The 24,459-nt window shown below is 65.6% G+C and carries 17 protein-coding genes; 4 read left to right on the top strand and 13 right to left on the bottom strand.

The window, feature by feature from the left end; translation table 11 throughout:
- Positions 1–148: 148 nt before the first annotated feature.
- Positions 149–1,699 (top strand): BCCT family transporter, encoded by a 1,551-nt coding sequence (locus B9Y82_RS07695; protein WP_100472172.1) that lies wholly within the window; start codon positions 149–151, stop codon positions 1,697–1,699.
- A gap of 110 nt (positions 1,700–1,809) precedes the next feature.
- On the opposite strand, the gene acnA is transcribed toward B9Y82_RS07695, so the two are convergent.
- Positions 1,810–4,563 (bottom strand): aconitate hydratase AcnA, encoded by a 2,754-nt coding sequence (gene acnA, locus B9Y82_RS07700; protein ID WP_100472173.1) that lies wholly within the window; start codon positions 4,561–4,563, stop codon positions 1,810–1,812.
- 301 nt (positions 4,564–4,864) lie between these two features.
- On the opposite strand from acnA, the gene B9Y82_RS07705 reads away from it, so the two are divergent.
- The 3 genes from B9Y82_RS07705 to acnB are packed head-to-tail and all read left to right on the top strand — an operon-like array spanning position 4,865 to position 8,129.
- Positions 4,865–5,089 (top strand): AbrB/MazE/SpoVT family DNA-binding domain-containing protein, encoded by a 225-nt coding sequence (locus B9Y82_RS07705; protein WP_005409505.1) that lies wholly within the window; start codon positions 4,865–4,867, stop codon positions 5,087–5,089.
- A 6-nt stretch (positions 5,090–5,095) separates the two neighbouring features.
- A complete protein-coding gene (locus tag B9Y82_RS07710) occupies positions 5,096–5,494 on the top strand; it encodes a type II toxin-antitoxin system VapC family toxin (RefSeq protein WP_010482492.1) in 399 nt (132 codons plus the stop codon).
- A gap of 43 nt (positions 5,495–5,537) precedes the next feature.
- On the top strand, positions 5,538–8,129 hold the full coding sequence (acnB, locus tag B9Y82_RS07715; protein ID WP_100472174.1) for a bifunctional aconitate hydratase 2/2-methylisocitrate dehydratase: 2,592 nt from the start codon (positions 5,538–5,540) through the stop codon (positions 8,127–8,129).
- Between the two features lie 90 nt (positions 8,130–8,219).
- Here acnB and B9Y82_RS07720 read toward each other — a convergent pair whose 3' ends face one another.
- The 12 genes from B9Y82_RS07720 to B9Y82_RS07775 form a co-directional block, all read right to left on the bottom strand.
- The gene (locus tag B9Y82_RS07720; protein WP_100472175.1) at positions 8,220–9,695 is read right to left on the bottom strand and encodes an XVIPCD domain-containing protein; all 1,476 of its coding nucleotides are present in this window, start codon (positions 9,693–9,695) and stop codon (positions 8,220–8,222) included.
- Positions 9,692–10,330: a hypothetical protein gene (locus B9Y82_RS07725; protein ID WP_100472176.1), complete on the bottom strand. Its 639-nt coding sequence runs from the start codon at positions 10,328–10,330 to the stop codon at positions 9,692–9,694. Before B9Y82_RS07725 ends, B9Y82_RS07720 begins: the two co-directional genes overlap by 4 nt.
- 273 nt (positions 10,331–10,603) lie before the next feature.
- A complete protein-coding gene (locus B9Y82_RS07730; protein ID WP_100472177.1) occupies positions 10,604–11,407 on the bottom strand; it encodes an alpha/beta fold hydrolase in 804 nt (267 codons plus the stop codon).
- Between the two features lie 247 nt (positions 11,408–11,654).
- Entirely contained in the window at positions 11,655–12,728 is a 1,074-nt protein-coding gene (locus B9Y82_RS07735; protein ID WP_100472178.1) for a protein-glutamate methylesterase/protein-glutamine glutaminase, read from the bottom strand.
- The gene (gene cheD, locus B9Y82_RS07740) at positions 12,725–13,321 is read right to left on the bottom strand and encodes a chemoreceptor glutamine deamidase CheD (RefSeq protein ID WP_014037083.1); all 597 of its coding nucleotides are present in this window, start codon (positions 13,319–13,321) and stop codon (positions 12,725–12,727) included. Before cheD ends, B9Y82_RS07735 begins: the two co-directional genes overlap by 4 nt.
- Positions 13,318–14,187 carry a CheR family methyltransferase gene (locus B9Y82_RS07745; RefSeq protein WP_100472179.1) on the bottom strand — a complete coding sequence of 290 codons (870 nt, stop codon included), beginning with the start codon at positions 14,185–14,187 and terminating at the stop codon, positions 13,318–13,320. Before B9Y82_RS07745 ends, cheD begins: the two co-directional genes overlap by 4 nt.
- 37 nt (positions 14,188–14,224) lie before the next feature.
- Positions 14,225–16,495: a methyl-accepting chemotaxis protein gene (locus tag B9Y82_RS07750; RefSeq protein ID WP_100472180.1), complete on the bottom strand. Its 2,271-nt coding sequence runs from the start codon at positions 16,493–16,495 to the stop codon at positions 14,225–14,227.
- A 741-nt stretch (positions 16,496–17,236) separates the two neighbouring features.
- On the bottom strand, positions 17,237–19,615 hold the full coding sequence (locus tag B9Y82_RS07755; protein WP_100472181.1) for a methyl-accepting chemotaxis protein: 2,379 nt from the start codon (positions 19,613–19,615) through the stop codon (positions 17,237–17,239).
- Between the two features lie 101 nt (positions 19,616–19,716).
- The gene (locus B9Y82_RS07760; protein ID WP_005416411.1) at positions 19,717–20,100 is read right to left on the bottom strand and encodes a hypothetical protein; all 384 of its coding nucleotides are present in this window, start codon (positions 20,098–20,100) and stop codon (positions 19,717–19,719) included.
- Between the two features lie 136 nt (positions 20,101–20,236).
- On the bottom strand, positions 20,237–20,728 hold the full coding sequence (locus B9Y82_RS07765; protein WP_005409516.1) for a chemotaxis protein CheW: 492 nt from the start codon (positions 20,726–20,728) through the stop codon (positions 20,237–20,239).
- Between the two features lie 217 nt (positions 20,729–20,945).
- Positions 20,946–21,719 (bottom strand): flagellar brake protein, encoded by a 774-nt coding sequence (locus tag B9Y82_RS07770; protein ID WP_100472182.1) that lies wholly within the window; start codon positions 21,717–21,719, stop codon positions 20,946–20,948.
- A gap of 160 nt (positions 21,720–21,879) precedes the next feature.
- The gene (locus B9Y82_RS07775) at positions 21,880–24,129 is read right to left on the bottom strand and encodes a methyl-accepting chemotaxis protein (protein WP_100472183.1); all 2,250 of its coding nucleotides are present in this window, start codon (positions 24,127–24,129) and stop codon (positions 21,880–21,882) included.
- Positions 24,130–24,459 lie beyond the last annotated feature (330 nt).

Here is a 24,459-nt window from a genome sequence, read left to right on the forward strand (position 1 = left end):
CGAAGGATCGGGCTGTCGGCCATTATGCTTTTTATTGATTGAACGTTCAATCAATAAACCCTAGGATGCGCTCGCGCCCCACGCCATGGGCCCGGTTTACCGGTCCGGCCCCGCCCATGTGCTCCCTCGGACTTGATGAGACGACCCCATGTCTTCCCTGGCTCATCCCAAGCGTTCGCCCCTGCGCTTGAACCGTTTTGTCTTCTTCAGCTCGTCGGTGTCGATCGGCATCCTCGGGCTGCTGACCGTTCTCTATCCCGAAGCCAGCGAGCACTGGCTGCAATGGGCGCAGGCCGAGGTGTCGGCCGCGTTCGGCTGGTGGTACATGCTGCTGATCGTGCTGTGCCTGGGCTTCGTGCTGTGGCTGGCGTTCTCGCCGTATGGCCGTATCCGCCTGGGGCACAACGAGGAATCACCGGCCTTCGGCTACGTCGCCTGGGTGTCGATGCTGTTCTCGGCCGGCATCGGCATCGCACTGCTGTACTACGGTGCCTACGAGCCGCTGGACCATTTCCTTCATCCGCCGGGGCAGCCCGGTGGTACCGTGGCTGCCGGCCGCGAGGCGATGGTGCTGACCTTCCTGCACTGGGGCCTGCACGGCTGGGCGTTGTATGCGCTGGTCGGCGTGGCACTGGGCTATTTCGCCTACCGTCGCGACCTGCCGCTGGCGCTGCGCTCGGCGCTGTACCCGATCTTCGGTGAGCGCATCCATGGCCGCATCGGCGACATGGTCGATGGCTTCGGCATCCTTGCCACGCTGATCTCGATGGTGACCAACCTCGGCATCGGTGCGCTGGTGGTGCAGTCGGGCCTGGTCTACCTGTTCCATATCCCGGATACGCCGCAGGTGCTGGTGGCGATCGTGCTGGTGATGATGGCGGTGGCCACCATCGGCGTGGTGGCCGGTGTGGAGAAGGGCATTGCGTGGCTGTCCAATCTCAATGTGCGCCTGCTGTGCGGCCTGCTGCTGTTCGTGCTGGTCACCGGCCCAACCCTGCACCTGTTCGACGGCCTGATCCAGAACACCGGCGATTACCTCGGCGCGTTCGTGCGCAAGAGCTTCGACATGTACCTCAACGACCCGAAGGGCCGTGAGTGGATGGGCTCGTGGACGCTGTTCTACTGGGCCTGGTGGATCGCCTGGGCGCCATTTGTCGGCCTTTTCGTGGCGCGCATCTCGCGCGGCCGCACCATCCGCGAAGTGATCATGGGCGTGCTGCTGATCCCGCTCGGCTTCACCCTGGCCTGGCTGTCTATCTTCGGCAACACCGCCATCGACCTGGTGCTCAACCACGGCCAGGCGATCCTGGGCGACGTGGCCCAGCACGATGCGGCGATGACGCTGTTCAAGCTTCTGGAATACCTGCCCGGCGCGCCGTACGTGGCCGGTGCCGCGGTGGTGATCGGTTTCGTGCTGTTCCTGACCCCGGTCGACTCGGGCACGCTGATGATCGCCAACCTGTGCACCCGTCGCGTTGACGATGGCGTGGAGGATGGCCATGACGCGCCGATCTGGCTGCGCGTGTTCTGGGCGGCCGGCATCACCGTGGCCAGCATCGGTCTTCTGCTGGCTGGCAACTTCAGTGCGATGCAGACGGCGGTGGTGCTGTGCGGCCTCCCGTTCTCGTTCACCCTGGCGTTCTACATGTGGGGCCTTCTGAAGGCGCTGCGCACCGACCCGGACGCCCCGCGGCGCTGAGCGCTTCTGTAGAGCCGAGCCCATGCTCGGCTCTACAGGGGGCATCGCAAACGCAAAGGGCCGGATCCGCAAGGATCCGGCCCTTTCCTCAATCGGGCGCAGCCGCGCCGTTACTTGGCTGCCAACTGGCGCAGCACGTACTGCAGCAGGCCGCCATGGCGGAAGTATTCGACTTCCTTCGGGGTCAACAGCATTACCGAGACCTCGAAGGTCTTCTTCGTGCCATCGGCCTTGGTGGCGGTGACCGTGGCGCGCTTGCTGGCACCGTCCTGCAGGCCGGTGATGTCGATCACTTCCGAGCCGTCCAGGCCCAGAGACTGCGCGTTCTCGCCGTTGCGGAACTGCAGCGGCAGCACGCCCATGCCGACCAGGTTGGAGCGATGGATGCGCTCGAAGCTCTCGGCGATGACCGCCTTCACCCCCAGCAGCAGGGTGCCCTTGGCCGCCCAGTCGCGCGACGAGCCGGTGCCGTATTCCTTGCCCGCCAGCACCACCAGCGGCACCTTGTCGGCCTTGTACTTCATGGCCGCATCGTAGATCGCCAGTTTCTCCGGCTGGCCACCGCCGGCCGGGTAGTACAGGGTGTTGCCGCCTTCCTCGCCACCGAACATCAGGTTCTTGATGCGGATGTTGGCGAAGGTGCCGCGGACCATGACGTCATCGTTGCCGCGGCGGCTGCCGTAGCTGTTGAAGTCGGCCGGCTGCACGCCGCGCTCCTGCAGGAAGCGGCCTGCCGGCGAGTCCTTCTTGATGTTGCCGGCCGGGGAGATGTGGTCGGTGGTGATCGAATCGCCGAACAGGCCCATCACGCGCGCGCCGTGCACGTCGTCGATGCTGCCGGTCTGCATGGTCATGCCATCGAAGTACGGCGGGTTCTTGATGTAGGTGGAGGCATCGCTCCACTCGTACAGATTGCCGTCCGGCGAAGCGATGGTGTTCCAGCGGGTATCACCCTTGAACACATCGGCGTAGTTCTGCTTGAACATCTCCGGGCCGATGGTGGCGGCGATGACGTCGCCGATTTCCTTGTTGCTCGGCCAGATGTCGCGCAGGAACACCGGCTGGCCATCGCTGCCGGTACCCAGCGGCTGGGTGGTCAGGTCAATGTCGGTGGTGCCGGCGATGGCATAGGCCACCACCAGCGGCGGGCTGGCCAGGTAGTTCATCTTCACTTCGGGGTGCACGCGGCCTTCGAAGTTGCGGTTGCCGGACAGTACCGAGGTGACGACCAGGTCGCCGGTGGCGATGCCGGCGCTGACTTCGGTCGGCAGCGGGCCGGAGTTGCCGATGCAGGTGGTGCAGCCGTAGCCGACCACGTAGAAGCCGATCTTCTCCAGCTCCTTCAGCACGCCGGCTTTTTCCAGGTAATCGGTGACCACGCGCGAGCCCGGCCCGAGCGAGGTCTTGACCCACGGCTGGCGGTTCAGGCCCTTGGCGGCCGCGTTGCGGGCCAGCAGGCCGGCGCCGATCATCACCGCCGGGTTGGAGGTGTTGGTGCAGGAGGTGATGGCAGCGATGACCACTGCGCCATCCTTCAGGCGCACCTTGCGGCCTTCGGTTTCGATATCGGCGAAGCCCTTGGCCAGCTGCTCGTTGCCGACCGCGGCACCGCCGCCTTCATTGACGAACGAGGAGACGTCGTCGCTGCGCTTGTCACGGTTGGCGGTCATGCCAACCAGGGCTTCGCGGTAGTTCTTCTGCACGTCTTCCAGCAGCACGCGGTCCTGCGGACGCTTCGGACCGGCCAGCGACGGCTTCACCGTGCCCATGTCCAGTTCCAGCGTGGTGCTGTACTGGGCATGCGGGCTGCCCGGTTCGTGCCACAGGCCCTGTGCCTTGGCATAGGCTTCGACCAGGTCGATCTGCTCTTCGCTGCGGCCGGACAGGCGCAGGTAGTTCAGCGACTCGGCGTCGATCGGGAAGATGCCGCAGGTGGCGCCATATTCCGGGGCCATGTTGCCGATGGTGGCGCGGTCGGCCAGCGGCAGGTGCTGCAGGCCGTCGCCATAGAACTCGACGAACTTGCCGACCACGCCCAGCTTGCGCAGCATCTGGGTAACAGTGAGCACCAGGTCGGTGGCGGTAGCGCCCTCGGGCAGCTTGCCGGTCAGCTTGAAGCCCACCACCTGCGGGATCAGCATCGACGACGGCTGGCCGAGCATGGCCGCCTCCGCTTCGATGCCGCCCACGCCCCAGCCCAGCACGCCGATGCCGTTGATCATGGTGGTGTGGCTGTCGGTACCGAACACGGTATCGGGGTAGGCGACCGCCTTGCCGTCCTTGTCCGCGGTCATCACCACGCGGGCCAGGTTCTCCAGGTTCACCTGGTGGACGATGCCGGTGTTCGGCGGCACCACCTTGAAGTTGTCGAAGGCCTTCTGGCCCCAGCGCAGGAAGCCGTAGCGTTCCTGGTTGCGCTGGAATTCGATCTTGCCGTTGAGGTCCAGCGCGTCCGGCTTGCCGAACACATCGACCTGCACCGAGTGGTCGATGACCAGTTCGGAGGGAATCTGCGGATTGATCTGCTCCGGCGAGCCGCCGAGCTTGACCACCGCGTCGCGCATCGCGGCCAGGTCGACCACGCAGGGCACGCCGGTGAAGTCCTGCAGGACCACGCGCGCCGGCATGAAGGCGATCTCGGTGTCCGGCTCGGCGGCCGGGTTCCAGCGGGCTACGGCTTCGATGTGGTCCTTGCCGACGGTGACGCCGCCATCTTCGTGCCGGAGCAGGTTCTCCAGCAGGATCTTCATCGAGTAGGGCAGGTGGGAGATATCGAAGCGCTGGCCCAGCGTGGGCAGGCTGAAGTAGTCGTAGGTCCTGCCGCCGACATTCAGCTGGCTGCGGGTGGAGAACGAATCGCTCATGCGGGGTAACTCCTTCTTGCGGATGGCTTGCAGTGGCCCGCGCATGGCAGGCCTGCTTGCGTTTGCCGCGGGCCTGGCGGCCCCGGTGGTCCCAGTATGAATCCTGGACTGAATGGATTCATCCGGGCCGGGTTCCGGCCTGCAGCATCGGTTCCAGACTACAGGGGAAGGTGTATGGCGTATGTCACGTTTGTGGCCGATCCTTTGCGAGGCAAGGGCTGGCGGGGTGCCGGTCCTGTTCAGGGTGGAAGTATGCCCGGGGAAGTATGTATAATTTGTGCATACTCTGGAGGGCCTACCGATGGAAGCCACTGTTGCAGAACGCGGACAGATCACCCTGCCCAAGGCGGTGCGTGATGCCCTCGGCCTGACCAAGGGCACGCTGCTGAAGGTCGAGCTGGACGGCAGCCGCATCATCCTGCGCAAGAGTGTTGACGATGCCATTTCACGGGCGCGCGGCAAGTTCGCGCTGGACGGTTTCGAATCGTCCGACGCAGCGGTACGCGCGGTGCGTGACGAGGAATAAGCCGTGATGATCGCCGTCGATTCGCCGGTGCTGGTCGAGCTGCTCAGCAATGGTCCGCAGGCCGATGCCGTGGAAGCCATCCTCAGGCAGAGCCTGGTCGGTGGCCGCGTGGTGGTCTGCGGCGCGACCCTGGCCGAGGTCTGCGCATCGTTGCGCGGCGGCGCCGAGGTGCTGGAAGCGCTGGAAGAAATGGGCGTGCACTTCAATCCGATGGAAGCCAAGTCGGCGCTGCGTGCCGGCGAGATGCACCGTCGCCACCGCCAGCGCAGTGGCAGCCGCCGCAGCCTGGACGAATTCATGGTCGGCGCCCACGCACTGCTGCAGTGCGATGGCCTGATCACCTGGAACGACACGTTTTACCGCGACTACTTCAAGGGCCTGAAGCTGATCGTGCCGCACGCCTGAGCCCACTTTGATTTTTCAACCTACGCATTACCCGGGAGTTGTCATGTTGGAAGCCTACCGCCACCACGTCGCCGAGCGCGCTGCGCTTGGCATCCCGCCGCTGCCGCTGAGCGCGCAGCAGACGGCCGATGTCATCGAACTGCTGAAGAACCCGCCGCAGGGCGAGGCCGAGTTCCTGCTCGACCTGCTGACCCACCGCGTGCCGGCCGGCGTCGATGACGCGGCCAAGGTCAAGGCCTCGTACCTGGCGGCGATCGCCCTGGGCAGCGAGCAGAACCCGCTGATCAGCCGCGAGCGCGCCACCGAACTGCTGGGCACCATGCTCGGTGGCTACAACGTCGCGCCGCTGGTGCAGCTGCTGGACGACGCCAGCGTCGGCACCATCGCCGCCAACGGCCTGAAGAAGACCTTGCTGGTGTTCGATGCCTTCCACGATGTGCAGGAAAAGGCCAAGGCCGGCAACGCCAACGCCCAGGCCGTGCTGCAGAGCTGGGCCGATGCCGAGTGGTTCACCAGCAACCCGGAAGTGCCGCAGAGCCTGACCGTCACCGTGTTCAAGGTGCCGGGCGAGACCAACACCGACGACCTGTCGCCGGCGCCGGACGCGACCACCCGCCCGGACATCCCGATGCACGCCCTGGCGATGCTGAAGAACAAGCGCGACGATGCGCCGTTCACCCCGGAAGAAGACGGCAAGCGTGGCCCGATCCAGCAGATCCTGTCGCTGAAGGACAAGGGTCACCTGGTTGCCTACGTCGGCGACGTGGTCGGCACCGGTTCCTCGCGCAAGTCGGCCACCAACAGCGTGCTGTGGTGGACCGGCGATGACATTCCGTTCATCCCGAACAAGCGTGCCGGTGGCGTCTGCCTGGGTTCGAAGATCGCCCCGATCTTCTACAACACCATGGAAGATGCCGGTGCACTGCCGATTGAGCTGGACGTGTCGAAGATGGAGCACGGCGATGTGGTCGAGCTGCGTCCGTACGAAGGCAAGGCACTGAAGAACGGCGAAGTGATTGCCGAGTTCCAGGTCAAGTCCGAAGTGCTGTTCGACGAAGTGCGTGCCGGTGGCCGCATTCCGCTGATCATCGGCCGTGGCCTGACCGGCAAGGCGCGCGAAGCGCTGGGCCTGGCCCCGACCGACCTGTTCCGCCTGCCGGTGCAGCCGGTCGATACCGGCAAGGGCTTCTCGCTGGCGCAGAAGATGGTCGGCCGCGCCTGTGGCCTGCCGGAAGGCCAGGGCATGCGCCCGGGCACCTACTGCGAACCGAAGATGACCTCGGTCGGCTCGCAGGACACCACCGGCCCGATGACCCGTGACGAGCTGAAGGACCTGGCCTGCCTGGGCTTCTCGGCCGACCTGGTGATGCAGTCGTTCTGCCACACCGCCGCTTATCCGAAGCCGGTGGACGTGAAGACCCACCACACCCTGCCGGAGTTCATCTCTACCCGTGGCGGCATCTCGCTGCGCCCGGGCGACGGCGTGATCCACAGCTGGCTCAACCGCATGCTGCTGCCGGATACCGTCGGCACCGGTGGTGACTCGCACACCCGTTTCCCGGTGGGTATTTCGTTCCCGGCCGGTTCGGGCCTGGTTGCCTTCGCCGCTGCCACCGGCGTGATGCCGCTGGACATGCCGGAGTCGGTGCTGGTGCGCTTCAAGGGCAAGATGCAGCCGGGCGTGACCCTGCGTGACCTGGTCAACGCGATCCCGCTGTACGCGATCAAGTCGGGCCTGCTGACCGTGGCCAAGGCTGGCAAGAAGAACATCTTCTCCGGCCGCATCCTGGAAATCGAAGGCCTGCCGGAGCTGAAGGTCGAACAGGCGTTCGAACTGTCCGACGCCTCGGCCGAGCGTTCGGCGGCCGGTTGCTCGGTGCGCCTGAACAAGGAGCCGATCATCGAGTACCTCAACAGCAACATCACCCTGCTGAAGTGGATGATCGCCGAGGGTTACCAGGATCCGCGTTCGCTGCAGCGCCGTATCGAGAAGATGGAAGCGTGGCTGGCCAACCCGGAGCTGCTGGAGCCGGATGCCGACGCCGAGTACGCCGCCGTCATCGAGATCGACCTGGCCGACATCCACGAGCCGATCGTGGCCTGCCCGAACGACCCGGACGACGTGAAGACCCTGTCCGAAGTGGCCGGCGCCAAGATCGACGAAGTGTTCATCGGTTCGTGCATGACCAACATTGGTCACTTCCGCGCGGCTGCCAAGCTGCTGGAAGGCAAGCGTGACCTGCCGACCCGCCTGTGGGTGGCCCCGCCGACCAAGATGGATGCTTCCGAGCTGACCAAGGAAGGCGTGTACGGCACCTTCGGCGCTACCGGCGCACGCATGGAAATGCCGGGCTGCTCGCTGTGCATGGGCAACCAGGCGCAGATCCGCGAAGGTTCCACCGCGATGTCGACCTCGACCCGCAACTTCCCGAACCGCCTGGGCCGCAACACCAACGTGTACCTGGGTTCGGCGGAACTGGCGGCGATCTGCTCGCGCCTGGGCCGCATCCCGACCAAGGAGGAGTACATGGCGGACATCGGCGTGATCAACGCCAATGGTGCGGAGATCTACCGCTACATGAACTTCGACCAGATCGAGGAATACCAGGACGTGGCCAGGACGGTTGCTGCCTGAGGGTAGTGCCGGCCAGTGGCCGGCATCCCGTTGAAACGAAGAACCCCCGGTGAAAGCCGGGGGTTTTTTGTGTGTGCCGGGCCAGGTGGCCTAGCCCATGCGCATCGCCGTACGGGCCTGCTCCTGGACGTGGTCTTGCTGGGCAACCTGCTGTGCCTGCGACATCTGTTCGACCTTGGCGAGCGACTGCTCCACGGGCGTATTGACGGCGTCGCTGATCGCGACCGAAGACCGCAGGTGTGCCGGATTGTCGAGCGCTCCCTGAACGACAAACATGCGCGGGCCGGCACCATCGCTGGATGGATTGCCCAGGACAACATGATCGACGCGTTCCAGGCCGCTGCTCTTGGCCGCTGCAAGCAGGCTGGCCGTCATCCGCTCACTGGTGTCATCGAAGCTGCGCCCGTGCCTGGCATCCACAGCGGATACACCGTCGCGAATCTGCCGGTAGAGAGGTTGGTCTGGGTGGCCTTCCTTCCTGGGATCCAGGCCTGCCCTGTCCAGGGTGGATTGAATGCTCTCCTGCAATGGGTTCCTGGGAGGGAAGCCGGGATTGCCGAGGGAGGGCGAGCCCTGGTCGGTTGCATCCTGGATCAGGTGCTCCCCAGGCTTGAGCGCATTGCGGGCCTGCGCCGCGGCTTCAGCTTCGTGGCGGGCATGCGCACCAGCTTCCTCGGTGCCGCGCAGGTAATTGACCCCGTCGCGCAGCAGACCCGGTCCACCGCCGACAAGCACGGTCGCCGCCGCGCGCAGCTGATGAACATCACTGCGGTAGTCGGCAATCCGGCGCAGGTCTTCAGGATCCGTGATCCGGGCTTCGGGGTTGTCCAGTACAGACTGCACCGGACCCTTGTCGGTCATGCGATCAAGGAAATGAACCAATCGATGGGAGTCACCCAACTGGACCGCCACGGCGGCGGACATGACATGACCGCTCTTCATCCCAAGCGTTCCGAGCGAGGCGATGCGCTGGCCCTGCTCGGCGTTGCGCAGAACCTCCAGTTCCCTGGGCAGCGCATACATCTGGACCTGACCGTAATGAGGGCCGCCCGCACTGACCAGGTCGCCTGCCATCACATGGTTGGTGAAGGGCGCCGCATTGGCCGGCAGGCCTTCAGGGAGGCGATACGCCAGCCCGGCGGCACCGTAAGGATTGAATGCGTCGCCGGGGAGGTTGTAGTGATGGGCGGTGATCTGCGCGAGGGCGCCGCCGAGGGAGTGGCCGGTAACGGATACCTGGCCATATCTATTTGCGTCAGCCAGCTCGATTGCCTGCTTTGTCAGCGCGAGGGCATCATCAATCTGTGCGTTGATTCTGGCGGTGACCATCGCCGCATCGATGCCGCCGTCAATCAGAGGCTGGCGATCAAATTCGGTACCGCGATGGGTGACGATTACTTCTTTGGATTCGAGATTATGGTAAATGACGCCTTGGTAGCCGGTGGCGGAGTTTAGGCTGGCCAATACACGATATTCCGTCCCGGCAATGGTAACAATGGCCTTGGGCTCAGGGAGCGGATCCTTGTAGACATGATCTGAGAGGGCTGCATTTGCTCCAGGATTCATTGGGCTGTTCCTTCAGTCCGCGTGGAGATTTCGATTGGGAAGTAATTCTTTCGCTTATCTGGAGACACCTTCTCGTACCAAGTCGAAGGCTCGGTAGGCGTCCACTCTGGCGATCCCCCTGAAGTCATGGGGCGTAAGGCGCGATGTACGTAGGTAGTAGAGAGTTTCTCGGTTTCAAGCTTTGTGAATGAAGTCCATGCGGTTGCTTGGATAGGTCGATCATCGATGATGAAGGCGAATGAAGCTTCCACGAGCACGGGTGTCCAAGTGCACGGGCCGCGACCGTAATAATCGGCAACTTCCATGCCGTCGTTGAATACAGCACTGCTGAACTCAGTAGCATTGAGGCGTTGTGCCTGAAGCTCAACCTTGTGCTGATTCGGCTCGTACTGCACCCCCTCCCAATTGTTGACCGGAGGGAGACAGAGTGGGTCTATCTCATACGTGACGAAGACCGAAGGAACGGGGACATCCACGGGTGCATCGTGGACCCGAATCACAATCGGCAGCGCATCCTTGGGCGCAGGATTCTCGCGATAGACCGGGAACGAGCGTTCCTTGTTGCAGCCCGGAACGGCCAGTGTGATCAAAGCGATCAACGCAACATGAGCAAGGCTGGGGACGGGTTTCAGCATGAGCGGTCCATGTCGCTGATCAAGGTTTTGCGGGGTGCGGCGACACCATGAAGGGCACCTCGGGGCAAATGCGACGGATTGCGTATTTCATGCCGGCTGCACCCCGGTACTCCATCCTTGTGTGCCGGTGCCACGGGGCGTTGCGGCGTATCGTTCATCGGCGTTCCATTGCTCTGCGATGTCTGACTATACGACCCGGTGTAGCTGTACTCCAAGGCCGAGGTGCAGCGCCGGGGGCGTTCCGTGGGACGCCACCCAGCATCCGGCCGCTTGCTAGCAGGCGACGTGCAGCGACTGCTGCAACCATGCATCAATGTGCACGCTGGCGAATGCCGCATTCTCCAGCGTGGAGATATGGCCAGCATCGGGGATCGATTGCAGCCGGCAGCCGATCTGGTCCGCCATCTGCCGCGCTTCGGTCAGGGGGCGTGGGAGGTCGTGTTCGCCACTCAGGATCAGCGTTGTTTCCGGGTCCAGATCCTTCAATGCGCCCAGCCGGTCCGGGCGGCCGAAGATCAGGCGACCCAGTGGCACGATCGCGTCGAGCAGGCGCTCGCGGGGCCAGGACAGCAGCCGTTGCCGGAACATCATCCGGATCGGATCGTCGGTGGCGATGCCCGGGCGGAAGAACAGCGGCACGATCTGTTCGGCCATGGCTTCGGGGATGCAGCCCAGCTGTTCGATCATGTCGAGCATGCCGAAGTAGCGTTGCCGCGACGCTTCCGGTTCCGCACCGAGATAGGTATCCATCAGGATCAGCGAACGGACCTGATCGGGACGTTGCAGCGCCAGTTCCGCCGCCCACATGCCGCCCACCGAGAGCCCTGCCACTGCGTACTGCCGGATGCCCAGCGCATCCAGCAACCGCCCGACTTCGCGTGCAAGGCACGCGGGAGTGGTGAGGGCGGCTGATAGTGACAGATCGTTGTCGTGGCCGGGGAGCTCCGGGATGATCAGGCGATAGCGCCGCGACAGCAGCTCGATCTGCGGTGCCCACATGGAGCGGCCCCAGAGATAGCTGCCGCCAAGGACGATGGGAAAGCCGGTGCCGATATCGTGATGGGTGAGAAGGGGCAAGGAGGTGCTCCATGGAAGGGAGCCTCACGCTGCGGGGGGCAGGGGACGCACGTCCAATGTGGGGGATCGACAGGGATCCATCCCGGGGCACAAACGAGGTGAGTGCGTCACGCATGTGCGCAAGCAGCACTGTTGAAACATCGTTGTCCGACGTTGCTGCAGGATCGAACGGGTTGAATGCGACGTCTGTCGGTTGTTTTCAGCCGGGTGCGGAGCGGAGCAAAGGCTCAGCCCCGCAGCAGTCCCATCATCCGCGGGCCAGTGCCAGCAACCGCTCGGCGATCCGTTCCAGCGGCACCTGCTCCTCGGCCGCGCCCAGCTTGAAGGCGGCCCCGGGCATGCCCCAGACCACGCTGGTGGCCTCGTCCTGCACCAGCGTGGGTGCGCCGGCCTGGCGCATTTCCAGCAGGCCGCGTGCGCCGTCATCGCCCATGCCGGTGAGGATGGCGCCGATGGCATTGCCGCCAGCGTTCTGTGCGACCGAGCGGAACAGTACATCGACCGCTGGCTTGTGCCGGTTCACCGCCGGGCCATCGTCGACCCGGCAGCGCCAGCGTGCACCGTCGCGGATGATCCGCAGGTGCTTGCCGCCGGGCGGCAGGTAGGCATGGCCGGGCAGCACGGCTTCGCCGTCGCTGGCCTCGCGCACGGCCATCGCCGAGTGGCGGTCCAGGCGTTCGGCGAAGGCGCTGCTGAAGCTGGCCGGCAGGTGCTGGGTCATCACCACGGCGGGCGCGTCGGCCGGCATGCCTTCCAACACCACGCGCAGCGCTTCGGTGCCACCGGCGGACGAGCCGATCGCGATCAGCCGGTCGGTGGTGCGGAACTGCGGTGCGGCGGCGCGCATCGCTGGCGCGGCGTCCAGCATGAGCTTCGGCGTTGCCGCACGCACCAGCGGGCGAACACGCGAACGGGCTGCCATCTTGACCTTGGCGATGATTTCGTCGGCGTAGGCCTGCAGGCCGCGCGCTACGTCCAGCTTCGGCTTGGAGACGAAATCCACTGCACCCAAGGCCAGCGCCTGCAGGGTGGTGTCGGCGCCGCGCTCGGTCAGCGAGGAGATCATCACCACCGGCAATGGATGCAGTCGCATCAGGTTTTCCAGGAAGGCCAGGCCATCCATGCGCGGCATTTCCACGTCCAGGGTGATCACGTCCGGGGACAGGCGCTTGATCTTCTCGCGTGCCAGCAGCGGGTCGGCGGCGGTACCGACCACATCGATGGATGGATCGCTGGACAGGATTTCCGTGAGCATCTGGCGCACGACGGCCGAGTCGTCGACGATCAGGACCCGGCAGGGGGCGTTGCCGGTCAGGGTCATTCGAACAGCTCCACGCCACCGGTGACCGGGGCCTTGGACAGGCGTGCGCGTACGGCCGATTCGGTCGCGGCGACTTCGGCTTCGTGGGCATGTGGCAGGCGCTGAACGACCACGCGGCCGGTATCGGCGAAGAACCAGATCTTGCGCGGATGGATGCCGCACAGGTCCTCGGCAATGATCGGGATATGCTCGGCCTGCAGGTATTGGCGCACGAATTCGGCGTTGCGGGTGCCGACCGGGTTGCTGGTGAAGCCCTTGAGCACGTTGGCGCCGCCGAACACCTTGGCTTCGATGCGCTTGCGGTGGGCGCCACGCTTGAGCATGTCGTTGATCAGAAGTTCCATCGCGTAACTGCCGTAGCGTGCAGGTGCGCCGTCGCCGGCGTTGCCCTCGGGCAGCAGGAAATGGTTCATGCCACCGATCTTCAGCACCGGGTCGCGCAGGCAGGCCGCCACGCAGGAACCCAGCGTGGTGGTCAGCGCAGTGGTGTCATCGACCACCAGGTACTGGGTCGGCAGCAGCTTGGCAGCGATGGTCTGGAAGCGTGCATCCTGGTAGCGCATGACATCATCGGTACGCAATGAAGCATTCATGCGCCGGCCTTTGCCGCACGGCGGTACAGGGTGCGTCCGCAGGGCTGGATGAGGTCGGCGGCGTGCAGGTAGTTCTCCGAGTGGCCGGTGTAGAGCAGGCCGTCGTCGGCCAGGTGCTGCACCAGGCGGCCGAGGATGGCGCGCTGGGTCGGCTTGTCGAAGTAGATCATCACGTTGCGGCAGAACAGCGCGTCGAACGGGCCGCCGACGTCGTAGCGCGGCGCGAGCAGGTTCAGCGGACGGAACTCGATCAGCTCGCGCAGTGCGGGCAGCACGCGGCACTGGCCCTCGTTGGGGCCGCTGCCGCGCTGGAAGTAGCGGCGGCGCAGATCCGGGTCGAGGCTGGTGACGCGATCGATGTTGTAGACGCCGCGACCGGCGGTGGCCAGCACCTGCGTATCGACGTCGGTGGCGATGATGCGCACCGGTGGCTTCAGCGTGCCGAAGGCCTCGCAGGCAGTGATTGCCATCGAGTAGGGCTCTTCGCCGGTGGATGCCGCGCACGACCACAACAGCAGCGGCGTGCGGCCGGAGCGCTGCTGCAGCTCCTCGCGCAGCTTGTCGAAGTGGTGCGGCTCGCGGAAGAACGAGGTCAGGTTGGTGGTCAGCGCATTGGTGAACGCCTGCCACTCGTCGCCGTCTTCCTGCTCCAGATGGTCCAGGTACTGTTGGAAGCTGCGCATGCCCAGCGTGCGCAGGCGGCGCGACAGGCGGCCATAGACCATGTCGCGCTTTGCCGGCGCGAGGGCGATGCCCACGCGCTGGTAGATCAGGTCGCACACGCGGCGGAAATCACGGTCGGCGAACTCGAATTCGCGCGGGCCGGTAACGATGGGAGTAGGACTTTGCACGGGGGACGTGTCCATCGGCGAGGGCGGTGGCCGCAGCCACCGCGGGTGGGTCTCAGAATTCCTGCCAGTCGCTGTCGCTGGCGACGAAGGCGCTGGCATTGCTGCTGCGGCGGACCGGAGCGGGCGTACTGGCCGGCTGCGGACGTGCGACGGTGGTGACACGGGCCGGTTCGACGCGCGCGGCCACGGCCTTCACTGCGGCCGAGACCTGGTTGTCGAGGCGGAAGATCGCCACGGCATCGGCCAGCTGCGCGGCCTGGTCTTCCATCGCACGTGCGGCGGCGGTTGCTTCTTCCACCAGCGCGGCGTTCTGCTGGGTGGTTTCGTCCATCTGCACCACGGTCTGGTTGACCTGCTCGATGCCGGCCGACTGTTCCTGCGAGGCGGCGGAGATCTCGGCCATGATGTCGGTCACCCGCTGCACCGAGGCGACGATCTCGCCCATGGTGCTGCCGGCCTGGTGGACCAGGCTGGAGCCTTCGGCGACCTTGCCGACGGAGTCGTCGATCAGGCCCTTGATCTCCTTGGCGGCAGCGGCCGAGCGCTGGGCGAGGGTACGCACTTCGCTGGCGACCACGGCGAAGCCGCGGCCCTGTTCACCGGCACGGGCGGCTTCCACGGCGGCGTTCAGCGCCAGGATGTTGGTCTGGAAGGCGATGCCGTCGATGACGCTGATGATCTCGGCGATCTTCTTCGACGAGGCTTCGATGGCCGACATGGTGGTGACCACCTGGCCGACTACTTCGCCGCCCTGCGAGGCGACGCCATGCGCGCCGATCGCGAGCTGGTTGGCCTGGCGTGCATGCTCGGCGTTCTGGCGCACGGTGGAGGTCAGTTCCTCCATCGAAGCAGCGGTTTCTTCCAGGTTGGCGGCCTGCTGCTCGGTACGGCGCGACAGGTCGCTGTTGCCGGAGGCGATCTCGCCGGCGGCGAGGGTGATGCTGCCGGCGCTGGCCTGGATCTGGCCGACGATCTGGGTCAGCTGCGCAACGGTGGTGTTGGCGTCGTCACGCATGCGGGCGAACACGCCCTGGTAGTCGCCGTGCATGCGCGCGGTCAGGTCACCCTCGGCGATGGCCGACAGCAGCTGCGAGAGCTTGCCGAGGTTGTCATCGCTGACCGCCATCATGGCGTTGAGGTTTTCCAGCATCAGGCGGAAATCGTGATCGAAGCGCTGCGCATCGCCACGGCGGCTGAAGTCACCGGCCGCGGCGGCGTTGGCCAGCTGCTTGATCTCGGCGTTGATGCGGCCGAGGTTGGCCTTGACCGTATCGACGGTGGTGGTCATCGCGGCCTTTTCGCCCGGATAGCGCGCGATGTCGCGGCTGAGATCGCCGACCGCGTACTGCTGTACCACGTCCAGCACGTCGTGCAGGGTCTGCACATGGCCGCCAACCAAGGCATTGGTTTCCTGAACCATCAGCCCGTACTCGCCGGGGAAGGCGCTGGCGTCGATGCGGTAGCTCAGTTCGCCACCGTCGTGGCGGCGCGCCATTTCGCGCTGGCCGGTGATGACCGCATGCAGCTGCTGCTGCATGCCGGCCATGGCCTCCAGCAGGCGGCCGGTTTCGTCGTGCGGCTGCGGGCCGATGTGGCTGTCCAGCTTGCCGCTGGCGATGCCTTCGGCCACGGCGGTGGCCTGCTTCAGCGGTACAGCAATACGGTTGCCGATGACCCAGCTCAGGGCCAGCACGATCAGCACCAGCACGCCACCGGAGACCGCCATGATGGCGGTGAACACCAGCGCCTGCTTCTGCACGTCGTCCATGTAGACGCCGCTGCTGACCACCCAGTTCCAGGGCGCGAACAGGCCGGCGTAGGCGACCTTCTCGACCACGCCCTCGCTGCCCGGCTTGGCCCAGCGGTAGTTGACGAAGCCACCACCGGCCTTGGCAGCTTCAACCTGGTCGTAGTAGATGCGCACGCCGTCGTCGGTGCGGAAGTCCTTCATGTCCTTGCCGACCAGATCCTTGCGGAACGGGTGCATCAGCAGGCGGTAGCCGGTGTCGTAGATGTTGAAGTAATACGCATCGTTATCGGCGCGCATCACTTCCAGCGCCTGCAGGGCGGCGGCCTTGGCAGCGTCCTCGCTGAGCTCGCCGGTACCGGCCAGGCGATGGTAGTGCTGCAGGATGCCGTAGCTCAGTTCGACCTGGGTCTTCAGTGCGGTCTTGCGGGTTTCGGTGAGGTCCAGGTACTGCATGCGGGCGGCGATCACCGACAGCGCGATCACGCCGAGCGCGATGAGCAGCGTCAGCAGGTTGAGCTTGCGCCGGACGGAAAGATTGCGGAAGTAGTGTTGCCAGCGATGCAGGAGATTCATCGAGCAGGACCAGGTCGAAGCGGGCGGGCGGCGCCGAGCCGGTCAGCGGCGGGATACGCCGTGACAACCCCGTTATCGGCCGCGCGGGCGGGGGATTGAGGTGCGGTGTCCGAACGTATTCAGGTTTCCTTGCAGCGGCGGCTGCGGCGCTGCCTGCGGCAGGCTTGTGAAGCGACGGCAAAAGCAACAGCAACAGCAACGGCGGTTGGTCGGCTCTGACTTTTCAGTGGGTGGCTGGGTCGGGGTGGGCTGGCGGGACACGCCGTAAACCCGTCCTTGGGGGCTCGATGGCGCCATCCATGGCGCCAACGGTCCCGCCAACCCACCCCGACCCAACCCTCTCGGCATTTCGATGTCGGACGGCAAGAGCGTTGGGTTTCCAAGTGGAAAGAGGGGGTCAGATCCGTTTTCCTGCGGAAAACGGATCTGACCCCGGAAGCGACCAGGCTTCTGCTTTTTGCTCTTCTTTCTTCAATCCGGGGTGGGATACACGGGAACTGTCCGTGGCCGGGAGGGTGGGTTGCGCAGGGGCGTAAGCGCCATGGATGGCGCGCCCGAGCCTACAAGGACGTATTCACGGCGTCCCCTGCGCAATCCACCCTCCCGGCCAAATCTCAGCAGCCCAGCTTTTCGACCGACCACCCCGAGGGGCTCCGCCGTTGGCTGATATCCAGATACCCCGTAAACGAAAACGCCCCGGCGCAGGGCCGGGGCGTTCTCGTACGTCAGGTCAGGCGGGCATCAGAACTCCTGCCAGTCTCCATCAGCCAGCTCGGTGGCCATCGGGCGACCACCCGCCGTGCGGCGGGCCGGCGGGGCAGCCGGAGCCGGTGCGACCGGTGCGGCAGCACGCGGGACCGGGGCAGCGGCGCGCGACGGGGCGGCCACGGTCTCGGCTTCGTCCACCACGAAGATCGACACGGCCTCGCTGAGGTGGCCGGCCTGTTCTTCCATCGCACGTGCGGCGGCGGTGGCTTCTTCCACCAGCGCGGCGTTCTGCTGGGTGGTCTCGTCCATCTGCACCACGGTCTGGTTGACCTGCTCGATGCCAGCCGACTGTTCCTGCGAGGCGGCGGAGATCTCGGCCATGATGTCGGTCACGCGCTGCACCGAGGCGACGATCTCACCCATGGTGGCGCCGGCCTTGTGCACCAGCGCCGAGCCATCGTTGACCTTGCCGACCGAATCATCGATCAGGCCCTTGATCTCCTTGGCGGCGGCAGCCGAGCGCTGGGCGAGGGTACGCACTTCGCTGGCGACCACGGCGAAGCCGCGGCCCTGTTCACCGGCACGGGCGGCTTCCACCGCCGCGTTCAAAGCCAGGATGTTGGTCTGGAAGGCGATGCCGTCGATGACGCTGATGATCTCGGCGATCTTCTTCGACGAGGCTTCGATGGCCGACATGGTGGTGACCACCTGGCCGACTACTTCGCCGCCCTGCGAGGCGACGCCATGCGCGCCGATCGCGAGCTGGTTGGCCTGGCGGGCGTGTTCGGCGTTCTGGCGCACGGTGGAGGTCAGTTCCTCCATCGAAGCAGCGGTTTCTTCCAGGTTGGCCGCCTGCTGCTCGGTACGGCGCGACAGGTCGCTGTTGCCGGAGGCGATCTCGCCGGCTGCCGAACTGATCGCGCGGCTGGATTGCTTGATGCGGGTAACGATCTCGCTAAGCTGTGCGGCGGTGGCGTTGGCATCGTCGCGCATGCGGGCGAACACGCCCTGGTAGTCGCCGTGCATGCGCACGGTCAGGTCACCCTGCGACAGTGCGGCCAGCAGGCCGGAGATCTGTTCGATGCTGCCGGCATTGGCGTCGAGCAGGCCGTTGATCTGCTGGGCCAGCTGCAGGAAGAAGCCCTCCTTGTCGCTGGCATCGATGCGGCCGGACAGGTCACCGGCGGCGGCCTGGGCGATCACGCGCGCCACTTCGGCTTCCACCTGCGCTTCCTGGGTACGGTCGCGCCATTCCACCACGTAGCCGACGGTGTCGCCGCCTTCATTGCGGATGGTCGAAACCACCTGGGCGAACTGGGCATCGCCGTACTGCATCGGGCGACGGGCCACGCCGTGTGCCTTCAGGTTGCCCAGCAGGACCTGGTCCATCTCGCCGTGGTGTTCAAGCACGGTGACCGGCTTGCCGATCAGCGAGGCCTGCGCATCGAAGTCCGGCAGGTCACGGCGCACTTCGTCCTGGTACTGGCTCAGGGTCTGCTGCAGGGCGCGGTTGCTGTAGACGATGGTGTTGCTGGTGTCGGTCAGGTAGACGCCGGTCGAGCTGTAATCCAATGCCGTGCGGATGCGCAGGTTCTCGCGCGCCACGGCCTGGTCGGTTTCAATGCGCTCGCGCAGGTCGCGCTGCATGCGCTGCATGGCCTGCATCAGTTCACCCACTTCATCCTGGCGGCTGACGTCGATGTGGCCATCGAGCTTGCCGCCGGCAACGTCGTTGGCAACCGATACGGCGCCGCGCACGCTGCCGACCAGGGCGCGGGCGAACAGCCAGACCAGCACCAGGCCGAGCGCGGCGCCGCCCAGCAGGGCGATCACGGTCAGCACGGCCGAGGCGGAGTAGGTGGATTCGGCCTCTTCGCGCGACGCGCGGGCGAGGCGGTTGTCTTCGGCGATCAGTGCTTCCAGCGCCGATGCGGCCTTGCGGTGCTTGGTGCGGGTCTCGCCGACGAAGGTATCGATGGCATCGTCGGGCAGGTCCAGTTCCAGCATCTCGGTGACGCTGTCATAGGAGGCCAGAGCGTCCTTCCACTCCTTGGCGAAGCTGTCGAACAGCTTCTTCTGTTGTGCGTTGTCGACCAGCTTCGGATAGTCCTTGATCGACTTTTCCATGCTGGTACGCAGGTCGACGGTCTGCTTGCGTGCATCGGCCTTGACGTCGTCGCTGGCGCGGATCAGCTGCTGGTAGGCGGCGTTGCGGTATTCCCCCAGCATGCCGCGCATCTCGCCGGCCATGCGGATGCTCTCCATGCGAGAACCCGCCAGCTCGGTGGTGACGTTGTTCAGCGAGTGCAGGCCGCGATAGGCGACGATGCCCTGCAGCAGCATCACCAGCAGGAGGACACCGAAGGTCAGCAGCAGCTTCGGCATCAGTTTCAGGTTGTTGATCCACGGCATGGGCGTTGCGAGCTCCTAAGGCAGACGCGCCCGGGCATCGGGCCCGGTTGCAGCAGAAACCACGCCGGCACGAGGTGCGGCGTGGTTCGACGGACAGCGGATTACTTGATGTTGGCCAGCTTCAGTCCAGCCGGCGAGCTGACTTCGATTTCCGCGCGCGAGGCGTCGCGCTGGATCTTGCCGATCACGCAGACGGTCTTGCCTTCCAGGGTTTCCAGCGGGAAGGAGAACTTGCCGCGGTTCTCACCGGCGATGCGGGCCGAGAAGGTATGGCGCGGGAAGGCGCCGCCCATGTACAGGAAGGTCGGCTGGCCTTCGGAACCTTCTGCGTAGCGGGCCTTTTCGACCTTGCCACAGACCATGCCGTCCTTGCCGACCGAACGCGGCGCCAGTTCCGGCGGGATCATGTCGGCCGACTGGGCGAACGCGGAGGCGGCGGTGGTGGCCAGGACAGCGGCCGAAACGAACGCAAGCAGGGACTTCATCGAGGGGTATCTCCGGGGATGGTAACGGTCGGGCCGGTCATGCGCGCTCCTGCGCGACCGGCGTCTGTCCCCCTATCGGCATCGCCGGGGGGAACTGAAGGGTTTTGTGACTGGAACGTGAAGCAGTTCCGTTTGCTCAGGCAGCGGCGTCTTCGGCGAGGCTGGCCTGGCCCATGTCGGCGCTGTCGAGCAGGGTTTCGATGTCCAGCAGGATCAGCATGCGGTCGTCGTGGGTACCGATGCCGGAGATGAAACGGGTGTCGACGGCAGCGCCGAATTCGGGGGTCGGGCGGATCTGTTCGGCCGACAGCGGGATCACGTCGGAGACACTGTCGACGACGATGCCGACCACGCGGTCTTCCACGTTCAGCACGATCATCACGGTGAAGGCGTCGTAGCGGGCGTTGTCCAGGCGCAGCTTCAGGCGCAGGTCGATGACGGGCACGATGGTGCCGCGCAGGTTGATGACGCCCTTGATGTAGTCCGGGGCATCCGGCACGCGGGTGACGGCGTCGTAGCCGCGGATTTCCTGCACCTTGAGGATGTCCACGCCGTAGTGCTCGGCACCGAGGGTGAAGCTGAGGAATTCGCCACCGGCGCTGGCGGCGGAGCTGGTCTTGTCGTTCATCGAGGGGTCCTGGTTCTGCCGGAAGTCCCGGTGTCAGGCTCGATATCGGCCCCGCTGGGGGGGACTTTAGGTGCCGGGGAAGGCATCCACGCATGGCGTGGATCTACCGGGGAGGGTGCGTGGATGGGGTCAGATCCCTTTTCAGGGAAAAGAGATCTGACCCCGGTATACGTTCCAGGGTTGCCGGCCAGCGGCCGGCACTGCCGGTGGGACGGCCTCAGAGCTCGCCGTTGCGGCGTGCCTTGCGCTGGCGGTCGATGCGGAAGATGTAACGCTGGATGGCGCTGTCGGCGCCGCGCGGCAGGCTTTCAAAGCGCATGCCCACGCGCTTGACCTCGATGCCATTGGGCTGGCGCTGCGGCAGCAGGTTGCAGACCACCAGTTCGATGTCCAGGTCGGGGCCGTCGGGCAGCGACAACCGCGCCGGATAGCGCTTCTGCAGGCCGAACACCGCGCAGTCGTTGGGAACCACTACGGCCAGGCCACCGCCGCTGATGTCCACCACGCGCATCGACAAGGCCTCGGCCCGCGCTTCGCCGGGGGGCAGCAGCAGGTGCGGCGAGTCGGTGACCGGTGTTTCCAGCCGGTACAGTTCGCGGCGCTGCAGGTGCACCAGTTCGTGCGGCAACGGAGCACGGAAGGCGACGTGGCCGTCGTTGTCCACGCGCTGCAGTTCGTGCAGGCGGAACCGCACCAGCACGCGTTCGAGCTGGGCGAAGCACAGCAGGTGGTCGGCCTGTTCGGCGGCGCGGTTGGAGGCTTCCTGCGGGCTGCCATCGAGCAGCAGGTAGTCCTCGTCCTCGTCGAGATCAAGCAACGCAGTAGGGAACGAGCGGTCGCGGCCGTCGATATGCGCATTGATCAGTGATCGCTGGTCGATCAGCGATCGCAGCAGCTGGCGCAGCTGGCGCGGGTTGCGGACCAGGAAGCGTTCGTCGGCGGCATCAGCCGCGTGGACATCATGCACTGCAGTGTCGTTGCCGTCGGACATGGAATCTACGGTCAGGGGCGGGCGCCAGCACGCGTTGGCGCGAGGCTCAATGGGGATATCGGCCTCTGCACCGGATTATGAAGTGAGAATTACATCACTTTCCATGCGTAAGGGGTCAGATCCCTTTCCCGCGGGAAAGGGATCTGACCCCGTGGTTCTGTCAGAATTCCTGCCAGTCGCCGTCGGCGGCCAGTGCCGGTTGCGCTGCCGATGCACGTAGCGGGCGTGCGGGGGCGGGCCTGGCAGCCGGCGCTGCCGCTGCGACCTGGCGCGGTACCGGTGCCGCCAGCGGGCGGGCCGGGATGGCGGTGGTGCCCTGCGATGCCAGCCGGAAGCGGGCCACGGCTTCGCCCAGCTGCACGGCCTGGTCTTCCATCGCACGTGCGGCGGCGGTGGCTTCTTCCACCAGCGCGGCATTCTGCTGGGTGGTCTCGTCCATCTGCACCACGGTCTGGTTGACCTGCTCGATGCCGGCCGACTGTTCCTGCGAGGCCGCGGAGATCTCGGCCATGATGTCGGTCACCCGCTGCACCGAGGCGACGATCTCGCCCATGGTGCTGCCGGCCTGGTGGACCAGGCTGGAGCCTTCGGCGACCTTGCCGACGGAGTCGTCGATCAGGCCCTTGATCTCCTTGGCGGCGGCAGCCGAGCGCTGGGCGAGGGTACGCACTTCGCTGGCGACCACGGCGAAGCCGCGGCCCTGTTCACCGGCACGGGCGGCTTCCACCGCGGCATTCAGCGCCAGGATGTTGGTCTGGAAGGCGATGCCGTCGATGACGCTGATGATCTCGGCGATCTTCTTCGACGAGGCTTCGATGGCCGACATGGTGCTGACCACTTGGCCGACCACTTCGCCGCCCTGCGAGGCGACGCCATGCGCGCCGATCGCGAGCTGGTTGGCCTGGCGTGCATGCTCGGCGTTCTGGCGCACGGTGGAGGTCAGCTCCTCCATCGAAGCGGCGGTTTCTTCCAGGTTGGCGGCCTGCTGCTCGGTACGGCGCGACAGGTCGCTGTTGCCGGAGGCAATCTCGCCGGCGGCGAGGGTGATGCTGCCGGCGCTGGCCTGGATCTGGCCGACGATCTGGGTGAGCTGCGCTACGGTGGTGTTGGCGTCGTCCCGCATGCGCGCGAACACGCCGTTGAACTGGCCGTCCATGCGTGCGGTCAGGTCGCCGGCGGCGATCGACTGCAGCAGCTGCGAGAGCTGGCCGAGGTTGCCGTCGGCCACCTGCATCATGCTGTTGAGCTGTTCGATCATCACGCGGAAATCGTGATCGAAACGCTGCGCATCGCCGCGCTGGCTGAAGTCACCGGCAGCGGCTGCCGAGGCCAGCTGCTGGATCTGCGTGTTGATGGCCAACAGGCTGGCCTTGGCCGCATCCATCGACTCGTGCAGGATCGCACGGCTGCCCGGCAGGCGGCGTGCATCCGGGGTGAGGTTGCCGGTGGCGTACTGGTTGAGCACGTCGATGGCATCGCGGATCGCGTCGAGATGTTCGAAGATGACCGTGTTGATACCGCTGGCCAGCTGTCCGTAGACGCCCGGGAAGTCTTCCGGAATGCGATGGCTGATGTCCGGACCAGCGTGCATCTGCGCCATCAGCTGGGTCTGCTCGGAGAAGCGGCGCAGCATCGCGGTCATTTCGGTGGTGGCGGCGAGCATGCGGCCCGCCTCGTCCTTGCCGGTGCTCTGGGTGGTGACGCTGAGGTCGCCGCGTGCGACGGCCTGGATGGCGTTCACCGCCTTGCCGAGCGGCCCGACCACGGCGCGCGAGATGACCACCGCCAGGGTAGCGGCGACCACAACCAGCAATACGATGGCGGCAATGATCGCCAGCATGCTGTTGCGGTGGGTGGCATTGGCGTTGTCGATCTTGCCCTGCATCAGCGAGCTGCTGTACGCACCCAGTGCCTTGAGGTCTTCAAAGGCCTTGCGGCGCAGCGGACGCGACTGGTCGTCGGAGATCTGGCGTGCGACGACGCCATCACCGGCGGTGGCCGCTTCGCGCAGCTTGGCATTGGCTGCAAAGTAGCCATCGATGTCGGCCTGCACGGCACGGTAGAGCTCCCGCTCCTTGGCACCGGCCGGCAGTTTGGCGTACGCGGCCAGCTGCTCGCGCACGACGGCGGCAGTGTCGTCCATTCGCTTGTTGTAGTCGGCCACCTTCTCGGGTTGGTCCAGCATGCTCAGCTGGGCCAGCTCATAGGTGCGGAACTCACCCAGCTGCGAGCGGACTTCGCCGAGGTACTGCACGGACGGAATATCGTTGGACGCCATGGCACTGAGCTGCGCGTTGGCCTCGCTCAGGCGCAGCAGGGCGAATGCGCCCAGCACGACGGTCATCAGGGTGGTGAGAGTAAACCCCACGGCCAGCTTGCGGGCGATGGGCAGATCGTGGAACCACTTCATGCAGGGTGCTCCAGGTGGGCAGGGCGCCGGCGTCGTTGCGTCGGCTGGGGGTGGTTGCAGAGCGAACGGGGGTGCCCGGTGGGGTTCGGTGACGGCCGTCAAAGCGAAATAGCGGCGCGGTTCGGATGGACTTTATGGACGCAGTTCACATTCGGATGCGTAGGGAGTGCAGCGCGAAAGTGCTGCAATGGCGGGCTGTCCGCTTCGGTGGCGTGGTTGCGAACGAAACCAGCGCGGCGACGGAGATCACGGAATGGGTTCGGGCGCGGATTGGGGTCAGATCCCTTTTGAAAGAAAAGGGATCTGACCCCAGCCACACGTGGCCGGAGC

Origin of the sequence: Stenotrophomonas maltophilia (assembly GCF_002799155.1) — a bacterium.
Taxonomy (GTDB): Bacteria; Pseudomonadota; Gammaproteobacteria; order Xanthomonadales; family Xanthomonadaceae; genus Stenotrophomonas; species Stenotrophomonas maltophilia_R.

Coding starts and splice junctions, on each gene's coding strand:
- B9Y82_RS07695 (WP_100472172.1), top strand. CDS start 149: ATGTCTTCCCTGGCTCATCCCAAGCGTTCGCCCCTGCGCTTGAACCGT.
- acnA (WP_100472173.1), bottom strand. CDS start 4,563: ATGAGCGATTCGTTCTCCACCCGCAGCCAGCTGAATGTCGGCGGCAGG.
- B9Y82_RS07705 (WP_005409505.1), top strand. CDS start 4,865: ATGGAAGCCACTGTTGCAGAACGCGGACAGATCACCCTGCCCAAGGCG.
- B9Y82_RS07710 (WP_010482492.1), top strand. CDS start 5,096: ATGATCGCCGTCGATTCGCCGGTGCTGGTCGAGCTGCTCAGCAATGGT.
- acnB (WP_100472174.1), top strand. CDS start 5,538: ATGTTGGAAGCCTACCGCCACCACGTCGCCGAGCGCGCTGCGCTTGGC.
- B9Y82_RS07720 (WP_100472175.1), bottom strand. CDS start 9,695: ATGAATCCTGGAGCAAATGCAGCCCTCTCAGATCATGTCTACAAGGAT.
- B9Y82_RS07725 (WP_100472176.1), bottom strand. CDS start 10,330: ATGCTGAAACCCGTCCCCAGCCTTGCTCATGTTGCGTTGATCGCTTTG.
- B9Y82_RS07735 (WP_100472178.1), bottom strand. CDS start 12,728: ATGACCCTGACCGGCAACGCCCCCTGCCGGGTCCTGATCGTCGACGAC.
- cheD (WP_014037083.1), bottom strand. CDS start 13,321: ATGAATGCTTCATTGCGTACCGATGATGTCATGCGCTACCAGGATGCA.
- B9Y82_RS07745 (WP_100472179.1), bottom strand. CDS start 14,187: ATGGACACGTCCCCCGTGCAAAGTCCTACTCCCATCGTTACCGGCCCG.
- B9Y82_RS07750 (WP_100472180.1), bottom strand. CDS start 16,495: ATGAATCTCCTGCATCGCTGGCAACACTACTTCCGCAATCTTTCCGTC.
- B9Y82_RS07755 (WP_100472181.1), bottom strand. CDS start 19,615: ATGCCGTGGATCAACAACCTGAAACTGATGCCGAAGCTGCTGCTGACC.
- B9Y82_RS07760 (WP_005416411.1), bottom strand. CDS start 20,100: ATGAAGTCCCTGCTTGCGTTCGTTTCGGCCGCTGTCCTGGCCACCACC.
- B9Y82_RS07765 (WP_005409516.1), bottom strand. CDS start 20,728: ATGAACGACAAGACCAGCTCCGCCGCCAGCGCCGGTGGCGAATTCCTC.
- B9Y82_RS07770 (WP_100472182.1), bottom strand. CDS start 21,719: ATGTCCGACGGCAACGACACTGCAGTGCATGATGTCCACGCGGCTGAT.
- B9Y82_RS07775 (WP_100472183.1), bottom strand. CDS start 24,129: ATGAAGTGGTTCCACGATCTGCCCATCGCCCGCAAGCTGGCCGTGGGG.